The organism is Maribacter halichondriae, assembly GCF_027474825.1.
GTDB lineage: Bacteria > Bacteroidota > Bacteroidia > Flavobacteriales > Flavobacteriaceae > Meishania > Meishania halichondriae.
This window is the reverse complement of the sequence record NZ_CP107030.1, coordinates 70,093-90,686: the sequence shown is the minus strand read 5'-3', so window position 1 is coordinate 90,686 and position 20,594 is coordinate 70,093. Positions and strand designations below refer to the sequence as shown.

Below are 20,594 nucleotides of genomic sequence, written 5' to 3'. Positions count from 1 at the left end.
CATGACAAAGTCTTGAACATTTCGTATTCCATTGTACACGGGGGGGTAGTCACGGGTTTTGACTGTTCGAATAGCACCCTCAACATTGGTATCAACGCTGCAAACGAAAGCGCACTGAAAAGCGCATACAGCATGTTGAAGAAAATATTTAGATAGCCGTACTTTTCATAGGGCCCCGCAAAACGAAGGATTTTTTTGAAATAGTCCATTAACTCAAATTGAGTTCTCCCAAGATCCGTTGGATTTTGGCGTCAAGTTCTGCTGAAATTTTTTTGAAGTTTTCGGCGGAATCCAATTCAGCGTTGGTGCTGATATAAAACTTAACCTTTGGCTCCGTTCCACTAGGTCTTGCCGCAACCCGTGTGCCGTCTTCGGTCTCGTAGATCAAAACATTTGCTTTGGGAAGGTCGATGTTTTTTTCTTCGCCCGTCATCACATTCTTGGCCGTGGAGGTATTGTAATCCTCGATCCATTTTACTTTGGAACCTGCGACCGTTTCCACAGGATTATCCTTAAAATCTTTCAGCATCTGCTTGATTTCCTCGGCACCCGAAATTCCTTTTTTGGTTAGGGAAACCAAATGTTCTTTATAAAATCCGTATTCGACATAACAATCGATTAGGTCTTTGTAAAAAGAACTTCCGTTAGCTTTTGCTTGGGATGCTATTTCACAGGCGAGTAGGGTAGAGATGACAGCATCTTTGTCTCGAACGAAGTCGCCCACCATGTAACCGAAACTTTCTTCACCACCACCGATGAATTTCGATTGCGGGAAGTCTTTTATCATTTTGCCGATCCATTTGAAGCCTGTCAGGGCTGTCTTAAATTCTACGCCGTAGGCTTTTGCCATTACTTCCATCATTGGGGTGGACACAATCGTGGTGGCGACAAACTCATTGCCCTTGAATCCTTTTTTCTTTTGTTTTTCCAAAAGGAATTTTGTCATCAATATCATCGCTTGATTACCGTTGACAATTTCCATTTGGCCCTCTAAATTCTGCACAGCAATACCTAGTCTATCACTGTCGGGATCCGTACCTACTACCATATCTGCACCAATTTCCTTGGCTTTTTTTACGGCCATGGACAAGGCTTCCGGTTCTTCGGGATTTGGCGATTTTACCGTCGGAAAGTTCCCGTCAGGTTTGGCCTGCTCTTCGATGACCGTAACATTTCTATAACCTGCACGTTTCAAAACTTCAGGAATGGCGGTAATCGATGTGCCATGTAACGAGGTAAAAACGATTTTAAAATCATCTTTGCCAGCAGCTTGGAAGTTTCCATTTTTGACAGATTCCGAAAGAAAGGCCTCGTCGACTTCGCTATCGATCAACTCTATCAAATTATCATTTGCCTTAAATTTAATGTCCTCAAAAGAAAGGGAATTGATTTCCGCGATAATCTCCTTGTCCTCAGGAGGTACAATTTGTCCGCCATCCGTCCAGTACACTTTATAACCATTATATTCAGGCGGATTGTGCGATGCAGTCAAGACGATTCCGGCATGACACTTCAAATGCCGCACCGCGAACGAAAGTTCTGGGGTGGTACGCAACTCCGAGAATAAGAACACCTTGATTCCGTTAGCGGAAAAAACTTCCGCAACCGTTCTTGCAAGGGTGTCGCTGTTGTGGCGACAGTCATAGGCAATGACCACTTGAAGGTCTTCGCCGGCATATACTTTTTTCAAATAATTGCTCAGGCCTTGGGTGCTCTTCCCCAAAGTGTATTTATTGATGCGATTGGTGCCGACGCCCATGACGCCTCGCATTCCGCCTGTGCCGAATTCCATATTCTTATAAAAGCGGTCTTTGAGTTCTTCGGGATCGGTGTCTATCAGTTTCTGGACTTCCGATTTTACATCGGTATCGAAAAAATCGGTCAGCCAGCTTTTGGCGGTGTTTAAAATGCTATCCATGCTCTATTTCTAAGATTTTCAAAATTACATTAGAAAATTGAAACTTTGGCGAATTAGCGAAGTTTTCATCTATCGCAAAACATCGATGAACGGTAGCTTTTTCCATTTAATGTGGTATGTTTTACTCTTATTTTTACAAATCGACCATTTACCATATATTGTGCGGATGCGATTCCTATTGTTGTTCTTACTTTGGTTGTACGCTTTGCCCGCACTTGGGCAACGTGAGGCTGCTAATTGGTACTTTGGGAACAATGCGGGACTGGACTTTAATTCGGGAACTCCGGTCCCGTTGCTGGATGGACAGCTTAAGACACTGGAAGGATGTGAGAGTTTTTCTGACCCTGAGGGCAATTTATTGTTCTATACTGATGGTAACACGGTCTGGAACCGGCTTCATGAGGTCATGGAAAATGGGTTGCTTTTAAATGGTAGCTTCTCAACTTCACAATCTGCGTTGGTGGTCCCTAATCCTGTTCAAACAAATATTTATTACGTTTTTACCCCCGATGATGTACTGGCATATGAAGATGGAACCTCAGAAGAATCAAATGGTTTTAACTATAGCGTAATCGATATGCTTGGCGATGGGGGCAGAGGATCAGTGATTATAAAAAATATAGATTTATTGACAAATGCTTCTGAAAATGTAACCGCGGTTCGAAATTTTGAAGAAGATAATTATTGGGTTGTCACACATTATCTGGATAGCTTTTTCTCTTATAAAGTAGATGCAAATGGAGTAGACGATACTCCTGTAATTTCTAGGGTAGGTCCTGATATTGATAACTTTGAAAATTTTCGAGGGAGTATTAAAATTTCTCCGGACGGCAGTAAATTGGCGGCTGCTCATACGGTGATTGAGCCTAAACAGCAGGGAATTTTGTACCTCTACGATTTCGATAGTGCTACTGGTAGAGTTTTGAACCCTACCACATTGAACGCCAGTAGGGTATACTATGGCGTGGAGTTTTCCAGTAATTCTTCCAAGTTATACGCTAGCGGTTTGCAATTTGCTAATGATTCGCTCAATACTGATTTAGGAGAAGTAGAGTTGGTGCAGTTCGATTTGGAGGAAGACAATATTGCTTCCTCTGAATATGTTGTTCACAGGTACGAAAGAAGGTTGGACGGAAAAATATCCGGTGCACTGCAAATCGGGATAGATAAGAAAATATATCACTCCATCCCAAATGAAACTCTTTCAGTGATTAGAACTCCGAATCTATCAGGAATCAATTGTGATTTTAGGCCTTTTCAACTCGCGCTGGGCACCCGCACTTCTTCTTATGGGCTACCCCTTTTATACAGTCTTTCTTTGAAACTATCGTAACAATTGATAATTTTTGTGAAGGGGACCTCACGACTTTTGATATTGAGGATTCCAGTACGATTCAAGAAGTACATTGGGAATTTGGAGATATAGAATCGGGTGCTGACAATTTTTCTGAGGATTTTAATGCTGGGCACGTTTTTTCCGCTCCTGGGGTATATACAGTAAACGTAGATGTTTTGTATAATAATGGATCTGAGCGAAATTTCATTGAGTTTGTAGAAATCGTAGGTGTGCCTCAGGTCGCCCCGGATATCGAGCTGGTACAATGCGATATCGATGGTGTAGATGACGGAATTACCAGTTTTAATCTAAACGAATCCGTTAAGATATTCAACAACGGGAATCGAAATATTAAAGCACTTTTTTTTGACAATTTGGCCGATGCCATTTCCAACACGGGCCAACTGAATCCGATAGGATATATGAATTTGACCAATGGCCAAACTATTTACGCCAGGGCTTTTGAAAACGCTGAATGTTTTGTGATCATCGAAATTTCTCTTTCTGTAAGACCCGCTTCAAATTTAGGACTTTATGATACCATAGAGGTATGTGAATTAGATATTGCAAGAAACCCTACACTTAACATGAACGATATATTAATCCCCTTACAAGATGATTTTTTTCAGGCACAATCGATTACAGTCTATGCTTCGGAAGAGGATGCCCTTTACGAGTTAGATCCTATAATTACCGATAATTATACCTTGGAGCCCTTGGCATTACCAATACTGTACTTCAGAATTGAAAATGACGATGCTTGCGATTTTATAGGTAGTGTTGGTTTGAGTTTCATTTGGGCTCCTGACTATGAAAAACAGAAAGTGGTCCTTCTATGCAATAATGAAGCAAATCTTCACGCACTCCCAGATTATGACCGATATGAATGGTCAAACGGTGAAAACTCGGAGAGTATCCGAGTAGATTCTGCCGGAATCTATGAGGTAACTTTTACTAAAGGGACTTGTAGTTATGTCCAGATTTTTATGGTCGAGGAAAGCCCGAAAATTGAAATCGATGAAATCAAGGTGAATGATTTTAGGGTTTCCAATGAGATAGTAATTCAAGTTTCTGAAGATGGACAGCAACAAGTTTTATATTCAATCGATGATGGCCTTTCTTTTCAAGAGTCGAATACATTTCAGAATTTGACGCCGGGAGTTTATGAAATACTTATAACAAACGATTGTACCGAACTAAAGGAAACGGTTGTGGTCGGAGCTGTCGATTCCTTTTTTACCCCGAATAACGATGGTATAAATGATATTTGGACCTTTGAAAATGCTGAATATTTTCCCAACTTCAGTATCTCGATCTACGATAGGTACGGCAAACTGATCAAAACATTTCAGGAAGCCCAAGAAGGGTGGGATGGAACTTACCTTGAAAGACAAATGCCTTCAGCCGATTATTGGTACAAACTTAAGTTGGAAGGTAAACGGGAAATTACAGGACATTTTACACTAAAACGTTAGACGTTTAGGGTTTCCTCAATGATATAGCGCGCTTCATTTTTTCTAGAGCGAATCAAAATTTCTCCTAAAAATCCAGCTAAGAATAATTGGGTTCCGATAATCATGGCCGTCAATGATAAATAGAATTGCGGTCGATCCGTAATCAGTCTCCCCATAGGGTTGATAAAAAGTTTATCGATACCCAAATATATCGCAAACCCAAAACCGATGATGAACATCAGTACGCCCAGGGCGCCAAATAAGTGCATGGGCTGTTTGCCGAACTTAGAGACGAACCAGATGGTGATCAAATCGAGAAAGCCGTTTATAAATCGTTCCATACCGAATTTAGTTTTGCCATATTTACGGGCCTGATGTTGTACTATTTTTTCTCCAATGTTCGAAAAACCCGCACTTTTGGCCAAAACGGGTATATAACGGTGCATTTCGCCTGAAACCTCAATGTTCTTTATCACCTCTTTGCGATATGCTTTCAGACCGCAGTTGAAATCATTGAGTTTTACACCAGAAGTTCTTCGAGCCGCCCAATTAAACAGTTTCGAGGGCATGTTCTTAAAGAGTACTGAATCGTATCGCTTTTTTTCCAACCTGAGACCAAATCAAACCCCTCATTTTTTATCAAGTGGTATAAATCGGAGATTTCTTCAGGATTGTCCTGCAAATCAGCATCCATGGTAATCACGACATCGCCCTGTGCAGCTTTAAAACCGGCATGTAACGCTTGTGACTTTCCAAAATTCCGAAGAAAACGAATTCCCTTGACCTCAGGGTAGGTTTGGGATAGGTCTGAGATGATTTTCCAAGAATTATCGGTGCTGCCATCATCCACGAAAAGAACTTCATAAGAAAACCGATTGGATTGCATTACGGATGCAATCCAATCATAAAGTTCTTTTAAAGATTCCTCTTCATTTAAAAGAGGAATAACTATGGATAAATTCATGCAGTACTTCTGAATAACTTTTCAAAAGTACGAATTAGTTGAGATTTTCGGTCTTTTTTAGCGCCAACGCCGGAATAAGGGAGAATATGAATCCGCTAACGACCACGTAAAGAAGTCCGAATAAAAGCTGCATCGTCGGGGTCTGAAATTTTTTGGCCATTTCCATTTGAGCATCAATTTGATCGGGGGTCATTTTCGTGGTCTCCATCAATTGCTCCTTTTGATACGTCATGGCTTTCTCCATCATATCGGGATCGATAACGTTGGCAATAATTTGGTTGAACAAAATGCCTATAATTCCAGCGATCAAACAAATTCCTACGCCCAATTTCATGCCTTGACCAAATGACATAAAACCTCCATTGGCCTTTCTAAACTGCAATAGCCCTAGAACAATGGCGGCTAGGGTTAGAACGATACTGATCACGATGACCATCATTCCACCTTGATAATGCATATCCATAGAATAAAGCATAAGGGCAAATACGATACCGATGCCCCCGAAAATACCTCCGTAAGTCAAGGCATATTTTGATATTTTAGGTTGGTTTTCTTCCATTTTATTGTGATTTTTAGTTGTTTCTTAAGTTAGTTGCATTCATGTACTATTTGTTACATCTAAAAATACGATTTTTTATGGTTCTTTTTATAATTTTAAATTGCAGGATGATTTAATTTGATTAAATTTGCAGCCTGAATTTCAGTGCCTGTCGGAAATGGGTGCGTTAATTAAAATTAGAAATGAAAAAAGATATACACCCAGAGAATTATCGTTTGGTCGCCTTTAAAGACATGTCGAATGACGATGTGTTTTTGACCAAATCTACGGCCGATACCAAAGAGACTTTAGAAGTCGATGGTGTTGAGTACCCTTTGGTAAAATTGGAAATTTCAAGAACATCCCATCCGTTTTATACTGGTAAGGCGAAATTCTTGGATACTGCCGGACGTATCGACAAGTTCAAAAGCAAGTACGATAAGTTCAAAAAAGTTGCTCCTGCCGCTGAAAAAGTAGTAGAAAAGGAAGCTCCAAAAGCGGAAGAAGCTCCCAAAGTGGAAGCCGAGGCGAGCAAGGAAGAGGAATAGACGTTTCTTCGAACAATATATAAAAGACCTCCGGTATTGGTATCGGAGGTCTTTTATGGTTTGGACTTTTATTGCTTACTCGGACGGACCCCACCTAACCTCCCCCAAGGGGAGGGATACGAATTCGGTAATTTAAAATAGCTACTATCTTTCCGGATTATGAGAGGTTAAAGTCCCTGCTTGGGAGGGATTTAGGGAGGTCACGTCCGAGTGAGCGGATTCAATTAAGGACAAAAAACAACCCTTGAACATTTTCCTTCCGCTTCCGTCCTCGGATATTGCTATTTTTGCATTCAAACAGACAAAATCCATGAATTACATTCTTTTTGACGGTTCGGTACGTAACGCGCTTTTGCCTTTTACTTTTACCCGTCCGGTGGCTGATATCCGCATCGGAATACTGACTATTCGCGAGAAATGGGAACAATATTTGGGAAATACCACCAGCACTATAACCGAAGAATATCTTTCCGAGAAATACCCCATGGTAGAAATGGACGAGAATGTATTGATTAATGCATCTTTCCTGCCGAATAAGAAATTAGTCGATTTGATTGAAGGTCTCAAGGAAAATGAGGCCATTTTTCAAGGGGAAGAGGTCATTGCATTTTTTACTAGGGAAACTCAAGAAGAAGTCGATTTTTCAACATATGAACAAATTGAATTTGAGGAGGAAGTACTTCGTATCGAGTATACTTGGGATATTTTCTCAAAAAACGGGGAAGCCCTTCAGGCCGATTTTGATTTACTTACGGCGGGAAGAAAGAGCGCCCCAATTTCGAAAACGAACACCCTGATACATCCTGAAAATATCTTTGCGGAAGAAGGTGCCATTGTAGAACACAGCATTCTTAATGCTACGGAAGGCCCCATTTATTTAGGAAAGAATTCCGAAGTATGGGAAGGAAACCTAATTCGCGGCGCTTTTGCCCTTTGTGAAAAAGCCGTGGTCAAAATGGGTGCTAAAATTTACGGTCCGACGACCATTGGGCCCCATGGAAAAGTATGTGGGGAAATCAGTAATTCGGTAATTTTTGGCTATTCGAGCAAGGGCCATGAGGGGTACCTGGGAAATGCAGTATTGGGCGAGTGGTGCAATATCGGGGCAGATAGCAATAATTCGAACCTGAAGAACAACTATGCCAAAGTCCGAATATGGAACTACGCCACAGAAAGCTTTGAACAAACTGGACTGCAATTTTGTGGCCTTATGATGGGCGATCATAGTAAGAGTGCCATTAATACCATGTTCAACACCGGTACCGTGATTGGTGTGAATTGCAATATCTATGTTCCCGGTTTTCCAAGAAATTTTGTCCCCAGTTTTAGTTGGGGCGGTGCGTCAGGTTTTTCGACCTACCACACCTCAAAGGCCTTTGAAGCGGCCAAAGTCATGATGGCAAGAAGAGGAGTAGAGTTCGACGACAAAGAAGCCCGGATTCTAGAGCATGTTTTTGAGCTTACTAAAAAGTGGCGGAATTATTAGGAAGTTTCTTGTTTCGGTTTCCGGTATATCCTTAACGACTTCCTCCTAGAATTACGATGGAAGCCGTAAAATGTCATAATTAAGATTCCAGATCAACCTCCGATCCGTTCGTCGTATAGTTCCGATAATTTTTTGAAGGTACCCATGATCTCTTTTGCATTGGCGATTGAATTTGCTTCGATCTCCACAATGTAATTGTAGTCGCGCGCTTCGCCGTTTTCGGTCACTTTGATCGCTTTCTTTTGTTTCGGGTAATCAATTCGACCCATACTCGGCTACCCGAGACATGGATTTCGGTAGTAAATGGGTTTACTTCCTTGGCACCGAATTCATAGACTATTTCCCTATCTTTCTTGGGGTTGCTGATGTGTTTTGTGTATTTAAGTGCGCTGGTTTCGTTATCGAGCATTTCTATACGCTGATCAAAATGTTCCTCGCCGTTTTCTACTTTTGATACCTGCGACGCTATATTTTCCCACGCTTTTCGAATGGTCATCCTAGAGCTGTTCGCCTCTTGTTCTTTTTTCGCTTCTAGGTCTTTGATTAGGGTTTTAAGTGCATCTTGAACAAGAAGTGCATCCTCCCTTGAATCAAAATAAAGCCGTATGTAATGGCGATAATTTTGCGGTGTATCGTTTTCGATGTGCCGGATAAAAGGTTGGCTATTTTTAACGATAAGTTCAAGAAAAATAATCGTCTTTTTTGTTTCTAGTTGTATGCTGAACGGATTGATATCCGTCAAGCTGAAGGTATATTCGTGGTTGAAATTCTTGTTGCCACGAACTTCTTGGGTAGTAACGGTAGCGGCATCGTCCTGAATGCTGAATTGCTGTGAAAAGGTGCCCTCGGCGTTGACTACTCTTTTGATCTGATCGTTAATATAGCGAACGGTTTCTGAATTTGAATCAAAATCGGGTCGTGCATTCTTGAACTCGGCTTCGGCCAAAGGAATTATATCCTGCAAAACATTATAGATTTTTTTTGCGTCGGTAATGGAGTTGGCAAAGACTCTTATAAAATCCCGATAATCTTTATGGGTACCGTCTACCGAATACTTGACACCATTTTTTCCGCCCTTGGTATGGACTTCGATGAAAATCTCGTCCCCCGAAATATGGTATTCGGCAGAATTCGGGTTGAGATGCGAAAGATTTAGGACCGACTCGGTACTGTGACCTCCTTTTACCTGTTTTAGAACGACCGACTCGGCGGTGCCCGATTCCAATTGCAGCCCTTGTGTTACCCGCTCGTTTGCAAGTTTTACATCGTCAATATTATTTACTAACCAATTCAGATGTTCGTCGTAAGTGTTCAATGATAGTACGTTTTTTTCTACCTGTATCGCAAACGGAACCGATTCTTGAAAAGCTTGCTTTAGGTCCATACCGTTGTCGTTATCGGCTGCATATAAAATAATGTCGGGTACATAGGCAATTTTATTCCCGCCGTCCCAAGTCTTTTTTATTAGTTTTTGATTTCCTTTGGCGAACAATTCGACCCTAATAATATCTTTGTTCATAAGCTTCCGTACCGCTCTAGGGTTAATGTCCGATAGTGCAAATTCGTAATTGCTCTCTAATTCTTCACCTTTGCTATTGACTTCGTTTACCGTAATCTCTGCATTGCCAAGCGCACCAAACACGATGGTCTGACGATAGGTTCGGCCATTGGCATCAACGGTACTTAAAAGGGATTTTAAATCCCTTTGGTATTCTTGAAGCTCGGGGCCTTGGCCTCTAGAAGCTGAAAAATGAAAAAGCAGAACAAAAACTGAAATACTTTTTAAAATAGGTATGATTCTATTCATATCGACGATTCTTTGAAACATGGTAGTGGTCATTTTTTGTTTAGTATAAATGTATTGAATTTCTCAGGTTTTTTAAATACCTGAAAACCAGTAGTTATTCGATTTTTTTTCAAATCAATTGTTTTAAATGGTTGATTTTAAGGAAGTAGCTGCCAAAATCGTAGATTTTACCAATAAATATTCAAATTTGATGAGCCAAATGGAATAGGGGATTTTAACTAGGGTTATTATATCGAGCAAATGAAAAGGGGCCACCGTAACAAAAGCTAAGTTTATAGTATCTTTGCGCTCCCCCCGATTTTTTATAAACAATGAAGAAAAAAGTCGCATTCTACACATTGGGCTGTAAACTTAACTTCTCAGAGACCTCTACTATAGCCAGAGGTTTTGAGGGCGAAGGTTTCGAACGCGTCGACTTTTCAGAACATGCCGATATGTATGTCATCAACACCTGTTCGGTAACCGAGAACGCCGACAAACGTTTTAAGACTATCGTGAAGCAGGCACAGAAAGTGAACCCTGAGGCATTTGTTGCTTCTATAGGATGTTACGCCCAATTAAAACCCGAACAATTAGCCGCTGTTGATGGGGTCGATTTGGTTTTGGGTGCTACAGAAAAATTTAAGATTACCGATTATATTAATGACCTGACAAAAAATGACCAAGGGGCGATACATTCTTGTGAAATCGAGGATGCCGATTTTTATGTGGGCAGTTATGCCATTGGAGATCGAACACGAGCTTTTCTAAAGGTACAAGATGGTTGTGATTACAAATGTACCTATTGTACCATTCCCTTGGCACGGGGGATTAGCCGTAGTGATACTTTACAAAATGTACTGAAAAATGCTTCGGAAATTTCCACTCAGGGAATTAAGGAAATTGTGCTGACAGGTGTAAACATCGGCGATTATGGCAAAGGAGAATTTGGCAACAAAAAACATGAACATACTTTTTTGGATTTGGTAAAGGCTTTGGACAAGGTGGAAGGCATCCATAGATTGCGGATATCATCCATCGAACCCAATCTTTTGAAAAACGAGACCATTGATTTTGTTGCACAGAGTGATTCGTTCGTGCCTCACTTTCATATTCCGTTACAGAGCGGTTGTGATGATTTGTTGAAACGTATGAAACGGAGATATATGAGTGGTTTGTACGTTGATAGGGTGAAAAGAATCAAGGAAACCATGCCCAATGCCTGTATCGGTGTCGATGTCATCGTAGGATTTCCCGGGGAAACCGATGAACACTTCCTTCAAACGTATTATTTCTTAAATGAACTGGATATTTCTTATTTGCATGTGTTTACCTATTCCGAAAGAGATAATACCCTTGCGGCCAAGATGGACGGTGTCGTGCCAAAAACATTAGAAACAAAAGAAGTAAGATGCTACGCGGACTTTCCGTTAAAAAAAGAAGGGCCTTTTATGAAGGTCAGTTGGGTACCTTGAGAACCGTACTTTTCGAAGGCGAGAACAAAGAAGGTTATATTCACGGGTTTACCGAAAATTACATCAAGGTAAAAGCGCCATGGAATCCAGAATTGGTGAATACGTTGCATGAAGTCGAACTTACCGAAATAGACGTGGATGGGCTGATGCGGTTCGATTTTGTAGAAAGTAGGGTAGGGGCAAAAAAATCCCGCTCTGAGGCGGGATTGTCTTTTTCTTTAGGTCGGTCAGATACGTATACCCACGGGTAACATTTCTTTGTACTGTCGGTTTTTCCTTAAAAATCCCGCAATTTGCGGACTTGTTGGAACTACACGTTGGTTGTTCTCTTGAATGACGTGAAGAACGGATTTGATGAAATCTTCTCTAAACCCTTCCCTGGTAATTTCTTCAGGAATGACCAATTTGGTCAAAAATACTTTACGCTCTTGCGATGAATACTCAATCTTCGCTAAATGTCCATCGACCCTAGTTTCAAATTGGCGCAAGAAACTGTTGTCCTTAATTTCTACTTCATTCATATAGTGTGATTTTAAAATTGGTCTTAGACAAAAAAATTACGACGTTCCCTGATCGTAATTGGCTACTTTTACAGCATATGCCGAAATTTGTGGGTAATTCCTGCAACTGGTACAAAAGTAAAAAAAAATTACGTTTTTCCTAAGAATATCACAGCGTTTCGTCGTATGACCCATAAAAAGACACATGTTTACCTAATGCCGGGAATGGCGGCGAACCCATCTATATTTAAAAACATAAAACTTCCAACCGAAACTTTTGAACAGCATTTGCTCGAATGGTTCGTTCCTGATAAAAACATGTCCCTTGCGGAGTACGCGTCGGTCATGAACAAAAATATTAAACATGAAAACCCCGTGTTGCTCGGCGTTTCATTTGGCGGAATGTTGGTGCAGGAAATGGCCAAACTCAGGCCCGTAAAAAAAATAATAGTGGTATCGAGCGTTAAGAAGACCGCCGAACTTCCGAAAAAAATGCAGTTTGCGAAGTACACCAAAGCACATAAACTACTGCCAACGGGCTTAGTCAACAATGTCGAGCTTTTGGCCAAATATGCTTTTGGCGAAACGGTAACCAAACGGTTGGAGCTGTATGAAGAATACTTGTCCATTCGCGATAAATACTATATTGATTGGTCCATCGATCAAATCGTGAATTGGAACCAATCTGAATGCCAGGATTGTCTTGTACATATTCATGGGGATAAAGATGCCGTTTTTCCAATAAGTTACATAGAAGACTGTATCAAAGTAAAAAATGGAACCCATACGATGATCATTCATCGTTCAAAATGGTTTAATGAACACCTGCCCACAATTATTTTGGAATAAGTGAGTTGTAATACTACCTTTATATTTAGATAGGAATAAATTTTAAGTTATGAAGATTTTAAAGAATATTTTGATGCTCTTAGGCGTCTTTTTTGTGATAAGCACCTTGGTGTTTGCCGTTCAGAACAACCTTGAACCACAGGAAAATTCGGATAAGATGGAGAACGATGTAGAAAAAAATGTGGCGGAAGGATATCGTATATCGGCAATCGACATTCCTGAAGATCTGAACTTCGCTGGAGAAAAGGTGCCACAAGACGATCCCGAAATCATGGAACGTGTGGATCGGGAGTTTTTGGTAAACACCTATTGGCAGTCAAACGCATTGCTTTTGATGAAGCGTGCACATAAGTACTTTCCTATTATCGAACCTATTTTGGCCAAAAATGGGGTGCCGGATGATTTTAAATATCTGGCGGTCGCCGAAAGCGGACTCCAGAATGTGGTTTCCCATGCAGGGGCTACCGGTTTTTGGCAGATTATGAAAGCAACCGGGAAGGAATACGGTTTGGAGATCAACAACAATGTTGACGAACGGTACCATCTTGAAAAATCGACCGAAGTGGCTTGCCGATATTTGAACAAGTACAAAGAAAAGTATGGAAATTGGACTTTGACCGCTGCGGCCTACAATACCGGAACCGGTAACATTGACAAATATATCGGCGTACAGCAGGTTGAAAATTATTATGATTTATTATTGGGAGAAGAGACCGGAAGATATCTTTTTCGTATTATGGCCATTAAGGAAATATTGAGCCATCCCGAAAAGTATGGATTCGATGTCGAGAAAGAAGACCTCTATAGTTCTGTTCCTACTTTTAAAGTGGAGCTGAACGAACCCGTACTAAGTTTCGCCGATTATGCCCAGAAATACGAGATCAACTACAAAATACTAAAACGACACAATCCTTGGTTGCGCGAACCACACTTGAACAATAGTTCAGGAAAGACCTATGTAATCGAGATTCCGAATAAGGGATACTATAAGTAATAAAATTCCAATAAAAATAAATTCCAAATTCCAACAAGTGCGTTTTGGAATTTGAGCATTTAAAAATCTGGGCGAGGTCTTTTACTTCGCTCAGATTTTTTTCATCTGCTGCTGCATCATCTTGATCTGCTCTGTCAGCATATTGTTCTTATCCAACTTTTTGGCTTCGTTAAGTAAAGTGGTCGCTTCACGTTTACGACGTTTCTGCATGGCAATACCGGCAAGGCTCAACTTGGCCATGGCGACATCATAGTCCATCGTTAACCCTAGTTTCAGGGCTTTTTTGAAGTATTTTTCAGCCTGTGTCAGGTTTTTTTGGGAGTGCAGAATTCCATGTAGATAATTATAATATCCTTGCTGTTTTGTGACCAATGCCGCTTCTGGGTTTTTGATCTTGTCCAACCATTTTTGGGTGCCTTCCATGTCTTGTTTCCGCATGCGCAGAAATGCCAACAATATCATTTCGTTCCTGAAGTATAAAAAGATAAAGATCAATGAAAGAAATATAAGGGCGATGCCATTGCCGATATTTCCTTCAACAAATTGATATCCTGCATAGAAAATAATAAGTCCTGCTAGTATTAATTTGATATTCTTGTTGAACATGATGGTTATTTTATTCTTTGATTAATTCGTAGGTAATCGTTGATTTTATGGTCGTAGGAATTTCGGCATCTCCCATTTGAGCCATTGTTGAGGTGCCAGTTGAAGTTCCGGTCACGGTCATTTTTTGAATAAATCCCGTAGTCAGATCGGCCATAATTTTAGTGTCTTGAGTGCCGTTAAGTTTCATCGTAGTGGCAGGTTCTTCCACAAGCATAACAACATCGGCCGTGCCGCTAATGTCTACTTTTTCCTTATTCAGTTCGGTCAACATCCACGTATTTTTTGCATTAAGTTTCCCCATATATTCATTTTGCCAACTGTCACCCACTTGAACCGCTTCGGGAGAATAAATAAAAGTCATTTGTTTGTAATTGTTCGATAATGCCTCGGAGCCGAACTCCTTTTCAAGATTGGCTTTCATCATGTTCAGCGAAAAATCATCTTCCAGGCCCGATGCTTGGGCCATTTTGGCAACGAGACTGTCGCCACCCTTCACCTCAAGAATATCTCCTGTCTTCGCTAAGATCAGTGAAACAGGATTGTCCAATAAACTGTTGAAGATTTTGGACTGCATATCTCCTTTGGTGGTATCCTTGGCCTTGACATTCATCAATTCTCCCTGAATACTAGAGGTCATTTTTAGATTTAGGTCTTTAAAGGTAAGCGCAATCTCGTAAGTGCCATCGACTTCCCCAAGCACCTTGAATTCCAATATGCCATCTATGACGTTATTGAGTTCGTGGGTGGCACCGTCCAATTCTTGGGTAATGATTTGCTCTGCTCGTTGTTGAATCTCAAAAACAGAATTCTTCTCAAGATCGTATTGCAATTTTGTTTGAGAAAAGACCAGGGCCGATGTCAAAAATAAAAAGGTCAATGCTACAAAATATCTCATAATGTGTGGTTTTTTAGGCCTTGAAAATTGCTGTGGCAAAAGTAGTAAAAACCATTAAGCCCCACTAAATACGGTGTTGAAAAATATTTTTTTAAATCCATTTGCCAGAGCAAAAACTCTTCGTATATTTGCGCCCAGATTTTGCGGATGAAACCGCATCAGGCTAAAACAACGAAAAGGATTAAAAAATGCCCGGACAGAAAAGAACATATCAGCCGTCAAAACGCAAGAGAAGAAACAAGCATGGTTTTAGAGAACGTATGGCAACCGTAAGCGGCCGAAAAGTTCTTGCTCGAAGAAGAGCGAAAGGAAGAAAAAAACTATCCGTATCCTCTGAGCCGAGACACAAAAAATAATGATTGAAAATTTTATAAATATTCAAGGTGTTACTTTTCTGAAAGTAGCACCTTTTTTTGTCCAAATGGTAATACTTCGTTACTCATTAACACTTACACAAATACATTAAAATGCCGAAAAGAAAGGATTTAAAGTCGATTTTGATAATTGGTTCTGGCCCCATTGTCATTGGTCAAGCATGCGAATTTGATTATGCGGGTTCACAGGCCTTGCGAAGCTTAAAAGAAGATGGTATAGAAACCATTCTGATCAATAGTAATCCGGCAACGATCATGACCGACCCGGTTATGGCCGACCATATTTACTTGAAACCGTTAAACACTAAATCCCTGATACAAATCTTAAAAGAACATCCTCAAATTGATGCTGTATTACCAACGATGGGTGGGCAAACGGCTTTAAACCTTTGTATCGAAGCCGATGAAAAAGGTATTTGGGAAGATTTTGGTGTTGAAATTATCGGTGTGGATATCGATGCGATCAACATAACTGAAGATCGCGAGAAGTTCAGGGAGCTGATGATGAAAATCGGAGTCGGTATGGCACCGCAGGCCACAGCAACTTCCTTTTTAAAAGGGAAAGAAATTGCTCAAGAATTCGGTTTCCCCTATGCGTTCGTGCTTCGTACACACTTGGTGGTGCAGGTGCTTCCATCGTTTACAGAAAAGAGGATTTTGACGAACTCTTAAGTCGCGGACTCGAAATATCACCAATTCACGAAGTGATGATTGATAAGGCGATGATGGGCTGGAAAGAATATGAGCTGGAATTACTACGGGATAAAAACGATAACGTAGTAATTATCTGTGCTATCGAAAATATGGACCCCATGGGCATTCATACAGGTGACTCCATAACTGTTGCCCCTGCGATGACGCTTTCCGATAGAACCTATCAAAGAATGCGTGACATGGCCATTCATATGATGCGCAGTATCGGTGACTTTGCGGGGGGATGTAATGTGCAATTTGCGGTCAGTCCTGATGAGAAAGAAGATATTATCGCCATAGAGATCAATCCACGGGTTTCCCGCTCTTCGGCTTTGGCATCAAAGGCTACGGGATATCCGATTGCGAAAATAGCTTCCAAATTGGCCATTGGCTATCATTTGGATGAATTGGACAACCAGATTACCAAATCAACATCCGCATTGTTCGAACCTACTTTAGATTATGTAATAGTAAAGATACCGCGATGGAATTTTGATAAATTCGTAGGTTCCGATACGACCCTTGGGCTTCAAATGAAATCGGTCGGCGAGGTTATGGGTATCGGACGTTCTTTTCAGGAAGCACTTCACAAGGCCACACAATCGTTGGAAATCAATAGAAACGGACTAGGTGCCGATGGAAAAGGACTCAAAGATTACAACCAAGTTCTTCAAAAGTTGAAAATACCTGGTTGGGATCGGGTTTTCGTTATCTATGATGCGATTCAGATGGGAATTCCCTTGAGTCGCATACATGATATAACCAAAATCGATATGTGGTTCTTGCGCCAATATGAAGAGCTTCACAATCTTGAAAAAGAAATATCGAAATATGCGATTGGCTCCCTATCAAAAGAATTGATGTTAGAGGCCAAGCAAAAGGTTTTGCCGACCGCCAGATCGCTTTTATGTTGGACTGCTACGAAAGTGAGGTCTACGACAAGCGTGTTGAAATGGGCGTAAATAGGGTCTATAAACTTGTCGATACCTGCGCTGCGGAGTTCAAGGCGATGACGCCATATTATTATTCTACCTTTGAGGCGGAGATAGAGACTGCGGAAGGAGAGCGGTATGTAGAGAACGACAGCATAGTGACCGACCGCAAGAAAATCGTCGTACTAGGTTCTGGGCCGAACCGAATCGGGCAGGGCATCGAGTTTGACTATTGTTGTGTACACGGCGTATTGGCCGCAGCCGAATGTGGGTACGAGACCATTATGATTAATTGCAACCCCGAAACCGTTTCCACTGATTTTGACACAGCGGATAAGCTGTATTTTGAACCCGTTTTTTGGGAACATATCTACGACATCATCCGTCACGAAAAACCCGAAGGCGTTATTGTGCAGTTGGGTGGACAGACTGCTTTAAAACTGGCTGAAAAGTTAGATAAATATGGTATCAAGATTATTGGCACCAGTTATCAAGCACTCGATTTGGCCGAAGATCGTGGAAGTTTTTCCGAATTGTTAAAGGAAAACGATATTCCGTATCCTGAATTTGGTACAGCGGAAACTGCGGAAGAAGCTTTGCAACTCTCCGATGAACTCGGATTTCCGTTGTTGGTGCGACCTTCTTATGTATTGGGAGGTCAAGGGATGAAAATTGTGATCAACAAAGAAGAGTTGGAAGCTACCGTAGTCGGACTTCTTCGAAGCATACCGAACAACAAACTACTTTTAGACCATTATTTGGACGGTGCCATAGAGGCTGAAGCAGATGCCATATGCGACGGTGAGGACATCTATATTATCGGTATTATGGAGCACATTGAACCTTGCGGTATTCATTCCGGTGATTCCAATGCGACGCTGCCTCCATTCAATCTTGGTGAATTTGTAATGCAGCAGATAAAAGATCACACAAAGACGATTGCGTTGGCGCTTAGAACAGTAGGACTCATTAATATACAGTTCGCCATTAAAGACGATATAGTCTATATCATCGAGGCCAACCCTAGGGCATCGCGTACCGTTCCTTTTATATCGAAAGCCTATAAAGAGCCGTATGTCAATTACGCGACTAAAGTAATGTTGGGAGCGAAAAAGGTAAAAGATTTTAAATTCAATCCGCAATTGGAAGGTTTTGCAATCAAACAACCTGTGTTCTCGTTCAACAAGTTCCCGAATGTAAACAAGAATTTGGGCCCTGAAATGAAAAGTACAGGCGAGAGCATTCTCTTTATCGATGATCTAAAGGATGATCAATTTTACGAACTGTACCATCGTCGTAAGATGTACCTATCGAAATAAAAATTCCAATAAACAAATTCCAAACCCCAAGAATAAATTAAATGGGATTTGGAATTTGGTGCTTGGAATTTACCTGCGCAGCAGGTTCAGTTAAACCAAACCGCATAGCGCTTCCGCCGAAGTTCCAAAGCCAATTTTTCTTCCATTTTTAGGGCTTCCGCGCGCGAACTCATCGGGGGGATATGGTTGTAAAGGCTAGGACGCAGATAACCACCGTATTTCTTGACGATACTCGAAGATAAATTGTGTCCCTTTTTGCTCAACGCACCCTTTTTATGTTGCTCGAAACGTTCTTTGGGCGTTTTACTGGTCATACCGACATAGAGGCATTCTAGCACCCCGTTGAACTGTGGATTCGCTTCCCGGAACTTCCTGTTTTCGGTAAATACCTTTTTGTGGAGCTCTACCACATAAATTTGGTACTGGGTTTTGGGCATTAGTTTGAAATACTGTTTAAGAATGAGAGTGTAACATCATAAAAAATTGTGAAATATTAGATAAAATTAGGCGTTTATATCTTTAGGTGGTTATTTTCGTCCCATAATGAACCACTCGCCAAAACCAAACAAAACTTAACCTATGCAGCGATTTAAAATCTTGGCAGTTGTCGCACTTCTGATTTTTTCGTTCTTTATGCTAACCGCTTTGAGCAATTCCGAACCTCAAATCGCGGCTCACTCCGAAGATTATAGTTCGAATGTCGATTCCAAGAAATCGGCTATCGATATCGCATGGGAACGGGAGTTCCATTTAAAAAAGCAAAAACTACGAACGGCGGTACAGGCCTATTTTAAAAAAGCTATTGCTGCGGGAGATATCGTTGGTGCCGGGGTTAGCATCGTGCAAGGAGATTCCATTATACTTTTTGAAGGATTCGGAAAAAGAAGCATCGATGCCAAGAAAAAGGTCGATGGGGAAACCATTTTTCGATTGGGATCCCTATCAAAAGGGTTTACCGGAGTGTTGGCCGCCGATTTAAAAAATGAAGGCAAATTAAATTGGGACGATAAGGTCAGTGATTATATCCCAGAATTTCATTTGGGAGACCAAAACAACACGGATAAAATTACGCTGGCCATTATTTTATCACATACCTCGGGTACACCCTACCACAGTTTTACCAATCTGGTCGACGCGGGAGTTTCCTTGGATAAGATTGCCAAAAAGTTTACTGAAGTTAAACCCATCAGTGAACCCGGTACAATGTATAGCTATCAAAATGCCATGTTCGCGCTTAGTGCAACGATCATGAAAAAGGCGACGGGTGACGGAATCGCCGAACTATTTCAAAACCGCTTTTTCAAACCTTTAGGAATGCATACCGCCACCACGGACTACGAAACTTTACTGCAGTCCGACAATATTTCCATGCCTCATGTACGAAGCCGAAGAGGGTGGAAAAGCACCAAATTGACCGATAGCTATCACAATGCCATTGCTGCCGGAGGTATCAATGCCAGTGCCTTGGACATGGCCAAATGGATGCGTTTTTTGTTGGGACACAACCCCGAAGTGATGGATAAAACAGCCTTAGCGGAAGCTTTTGAACCAAGAGTGGATATTAATATCGGCCGTAAATATTACAAAAAGTGGCCGGGTCACCTTTCATCGCACTATGGTTTTGGATGGCGGATTCATCGATTTGAAGATTTAACTACAAAAGCGGAAGAAACCGTCTGGCACCACGGAGGAAGCGTAAATCATTTCAGGAATGAAATTGCGGTCTTTCCGGATGATGATTTGGGTATTTGCGTGTTGATGAACAGTAACTCCCCATTGGCAAAAACAGTGATTCCAGATTTAAGGGAAATTGTTGCCAGTATTTATGACGATAAACAGAATTTGTCTAAAACCTCAGCCGAAACAGCCACGGTCACTTTTGAGTGATTTCTACACTTAAATTCTTGATTCGAGTAAAGTTACGTTT

The 20,594-nt window shown here is 41.1% G+C and carries 15 protein-coding genes and 4 pseudogenes; 10 read left to right on the top strand and 9 right to left on the bottom strand.

Annotation, left to right across the window (positions count from 1 at the left end; translation table 11 throughout):
• Positions 1–208 precede the first annotated feature (208 nt).
• Positions 209–1,918 (bottom strand): phospho-sugar mutase, encoded by a 1,710-nt coding sequence (locus N8A86_RS00450; protein WP_273567271.1) that lies wholly within the window; start codon positions 1,916–1,918, stop codon positions 209–211.
• A 166-nt stretch (positions 1,919–2,084) separates the two neighbouring features.
• Here N8A86_RS00450 and N8A86_RS00445 point away from each other — a divergent pair, with 166 nt between their 5' ends.
• Both N8A86_RS00445 and N8A86_RS00440 read left to right on the top strand, forming a co-directional pair.
• Positions 2,085–3,251 carry a hypothetical protein gene (locus tag N8A86_RS00445; protein ID WP_273567270.1) on the top strand — a complete coding sequence of 389 codons (1,167 nt, stop codon included), beginning with the start codon at positions 2,085–2,087 and terminating at the stop codon, positions 3,249–3,251.
• Positions 3,224–4,729: a T9SS type B sorting domain-containing protein gene (locus N8A86_RS00440; RefSeq protein WP_337251792.1), complete on the top strand. Its 1,506-nt coding sequence runs from the start codon at positions 3,224–3,226 to the stop codon at positions 4,727–4,729. Before N8A86_RS00445 ends, N8A86_RS00440 begins: the two co-directional genes overlap by 28 nt.
• On the opposite strand, the pseudogene N8A86_RS00435 reads toward N8A86_RS00440, so the two are convergent.
• Positions 4,726–5,672: pseudogene (locus N8A86_RS00435) on the bottom strand (glycosyltransferase family 2 protein). The gene N8A86_RS00440 and the pseudogene N8A86_RS00435 overlap by 4 nt on opposite strands.
• Positions 5,673–5,706: 34 nt before the next feature.
• Positions 5,707–6,231, bottom strand: a complete 525-nt coding sequence (locus N8A86_RS00430) for a DUF4199 domain-containing protein (RefSeq protein ID WP_273567269.1) — start codon at positions 6,229–6,231, stop codon at positions 5,707–5,709.
• A gap of 182 nt (positions 6,232–6,413) precedes the next feature.
• Between N8A86_RS00430 and N8A86_RS00425 the strand changes: the two are divergent.
• Positions 6,414–6,662: pseudogene (locus N8A86_RS00425) on the top strand (type B 50S ribosomal protein L31); the annotation flags it as partial.
• 406 nt (positions 6,663–7,068) lie between these two features.
• A complete protein-coding gene (locus N8A86_RS00420; RefSeq protein ID WP_273568991.1) occupies positions 7,069–8,244 on the top strand; it encodes a GlmU family protein in 1,176 nt (391 codons plus the stop codon).
• 92 nt (positions 8,245–8,336) lie between these two features.
• Here N8A86_RS00420 and N8A86_RS00415 read toward each other — a convergent pair whose 3' ends face one another.
• Together N8A86_RS00415 and N8A86_RS00410 are read right to left on the bottom strand one after the other, a co-directional pair.
• Positions 8,337–8,471 carry a hypothetical protein gene (locus N8A86_RS00415; RefSeq protein WP_273567268.1) on the bottom strand — a complete coding sequence of 45 codons (135 nt, stop codon included), beginning with the start codon at positions 8,469–8,471 and terminating at the stop codon, positions 8,337–8,339.
• Positions 8,468–10,084, bottom strand: a complete 1,617-nt coding sequence (locus tag N8A86_RS00410) for a hypothetical protein (protein ID WP_273567267.1) — start codon at positions 10,082–10,084, stop codon at positions 8,468–8,470. Before N8A86_RS00410 ends, N8A86_RS00415 begins: the two co-directional genes overlap by 4 nt.
• Before the next feature lie 278 nt (positions 10,085–10,362).
• On the opposite strand from N8A86_RS00410, the pseudogene mtaB reads away from it, so the two are divergent.
• Positions 10,363–11,678, top strand: a pseudogene (gene mtaB, locus N8A86_RS00405) (tRNA (N(6)-L-threonylcarbamoyladenosine(37)-C(2))-methylthiotransferase MtaB); the annotation flags it as partial.
• Between the two features lie 54 nt (positions 11,679–11,732).
• Here mtaB and N8A86_RS00400 read toward each other — a convergent pair.
• Positions 11,733–12,026, bottom strand: a complete 294-nt coding sequence (locus N8A86_RS00400) for a GNAT family N-acetyltransferase (RefSeq protein ID WP_273567266.1) — start codon at positions 12,024–12,026, stop codon at positions 11,733–11,735.
• Between the two features lie 165 nt (positions 12,027–12,191).
• Here N8A86_RS00400 and N8A86_RS00395 point away from each other — a divergent pair, with 165 nt between their 5' ends.
• Both N8A86_RS00395 and N8A86_RS00390 read left to right on the top strand, forming a co-directional pair.
• Positions 12,192–12,854 carry an alpha/beta hydrolase gene (locus N8A86_RS00395; RefSeq protein ID WP_273567265.1) on the top strand — a complete coding sequence of 221 codons (663 nt, stop codon included), beginning with the start codon at positions 12,192–12,194 and terminating at the stop codon, positions 12,852–12,854.
• Between the two features lie 49 nt (positions 12,855–12,903).
• Positions 12,904–13,848 (top strand): lytic transglycosylase domain-containing protein, encoded by a 945-nt coding sequence (locus N8A86_RS00390; protein WP_273567264.1) that lies wholly within the window; start codon positions 12,904–12,906, stop codon positions 13,846–13,848.
• Positions 13,849–13,938: 90 nt separating this feature from the next.
• Here N8A86_RS00390 and N8A86_RS00385 read toward each other — a convergent pair whose 3' ends face one another.
• Positions 13,939–14,454, bottom strand: a complete 516-nt coding sequence (locus tag N8A86_RS00385) for a DUF2892 domain-containing protein (RefSeq protein WP_273567263.1) — start codon at positions 14,452–14,454, stop codon at positions 13,939–13,941.
• A gap of 10 nt (positions 14,455–14,464) precedes the next feature.
• Complete coding sequence (locus N8A86_RS00380) at positions 14,465–15,349, bottom strand: DUF6263 family protein (protein ID WP_273567262.1); 885 nt, start codon at positions 15,347–15,349, stop codon at positions 14,465–14,467.
• A gap of 188 nt (positions 15,350–15,537) precedes the next feature.
• Between N8A86_RS00380 and rpmH the strand changes: the two genes are divergently transcribed.
• Positions 15,538–15,705, top strand: a complete 168-nt coding sequence (gene rpmH, locus N8A86_RS00375) for a 50S ribosomal protein L34 (RefSeq protein WP_273567261.1) — start codon at positions 15,538–15,540, stop codon at positions 15,703–15,705.
• A gap of 111 nt (positions 15,706–15,816) precedes the next feature.
• Positions 15,817–18,667, top strand: a pseudogene (carB, locus tag N8A86_RS00370) (carbamoyl-phosphate synthase large subunit).
• Positions 18,668–18,753: 86 nt separating this feature from the next.
• Here carB and N8A86_RS00365 read toward each other — a convergent pair.
• Positions 18,754–19,104 carry a GIY-YIG nuclease family protein gene (locus N8A86_RS00365; RefSeq protein ID WP_273567260.1) on the bottom strand — a complete coding sequence of 117 codons (351 nt, stop codon included), beginning with the start codon at positions 19,102–19,104 and terminating at the stop codon, positions 18,754–18,756.
• A gap of 142 nt (positions 19,105–19,246) precedes the next feature.
• Here N8A86_RS00365 and N8A86_RS00360 point away from each other — a divergent pair, with 142 nt between their 5' ends.
• Complete coding sequence (locus N8A86_RS00360; protein WP_273567259.1) at positions 19,247–20,554, top strand: serine hydrolase domain-containing protein; 1,308 nt, start codon at positions 19,247–19,249, stop codon at positions 20,552–20,554.
• Positions 20,555–20,594: the final 40 nt, after the last annotated feature.

Coding starts and splice junctions, on each gene's coding strand:
- N8A86_RS00450 (WP_273567271.1), bottom strand. CDS start 1,918: ATGGATAGCATTTTAAACACCGCCAAAAGCTGGCTGACCGATTTTTTC.
- N8A86_RS00445 (WP_273567270.1), top strand. CDS start 2,085: ATGCGATTCCTATTGTTGTTCTTACTTTGGTTGTACGCTTTGCCCGCA.
- N8A86_RS00430 (WP_273567269.1), bottom strand. CDS start 6,231: ATGGAAGAAAACCAACCTAAAATATCAAAATATGCCTTGACTTACGGA.
- N8A86_RS00420 (WP_273568991.1), top strand. CDS start 7,069: ATGAATTACATTCTTTTTGACGGTTCGGTACGTAACGCGCTTTTGCCT.
- N8A86_RS00410 (WP_273567267.1), bottom strand. CDS start 10,084: ATGACCACTACCATGTTTCAAAGAATCGTCGATATGAATAGAATCATA.
- N8A86_RS00400 (WP_273567266.1), bottom strand. CDS start 12,026: ATGAATGAAGTAGAAATTAAGGACAACAGTTTCTTGCGCCAATTTGAA.
- N8A86_RS00395 (WP_273567265.1), top strand. CDS start 12,192: ATGACCCATAAAAAGACACATGTTTACCTAATGCCGGGAATGGCGGCG.
- N8A86_RS00390 (WP_273567264.1), top strand. CDS start 12,904: ATGAAGATTTTAAAGAATATTTTGATGCTCTTAGGCGTCTTTTTTGTG.
- N8A86_RS00385 (WP_273567263.1), bottom strand. CDS start 14,454: ATGTTCAACAAGAATATCAAATTAATACTAGCAGGACTTATTATTTTC.
- N8A86_RS00380 (WP_273567262.1), bottom strand. CDS start 15,349: ATGAGATATTTTGTAGCATTGACCTTTTTATTTTTGACATCGGCCCTG.
- rpmH (WP_273567261.1), top strand. CDS start 15,538: ATGCCCGGACAGAAAAGAACATATCAGCCGTCAAAACGCAAGAGAAGA.
- N8A86_RS00365 (WP_273567260.1), bottom strand. CDS start 19,104: ATGCCCAAAACCCAGTACCAAATTTATGTGGTAGAGCTCCACAAAAAG.
- N8A86_RS00360 (WP_273567259.1), top strand. CDS start 19,247: ATGCAGCGATTTAAAATCTTGGCAGTTGTCGCACTTCTGATTTTTTCG.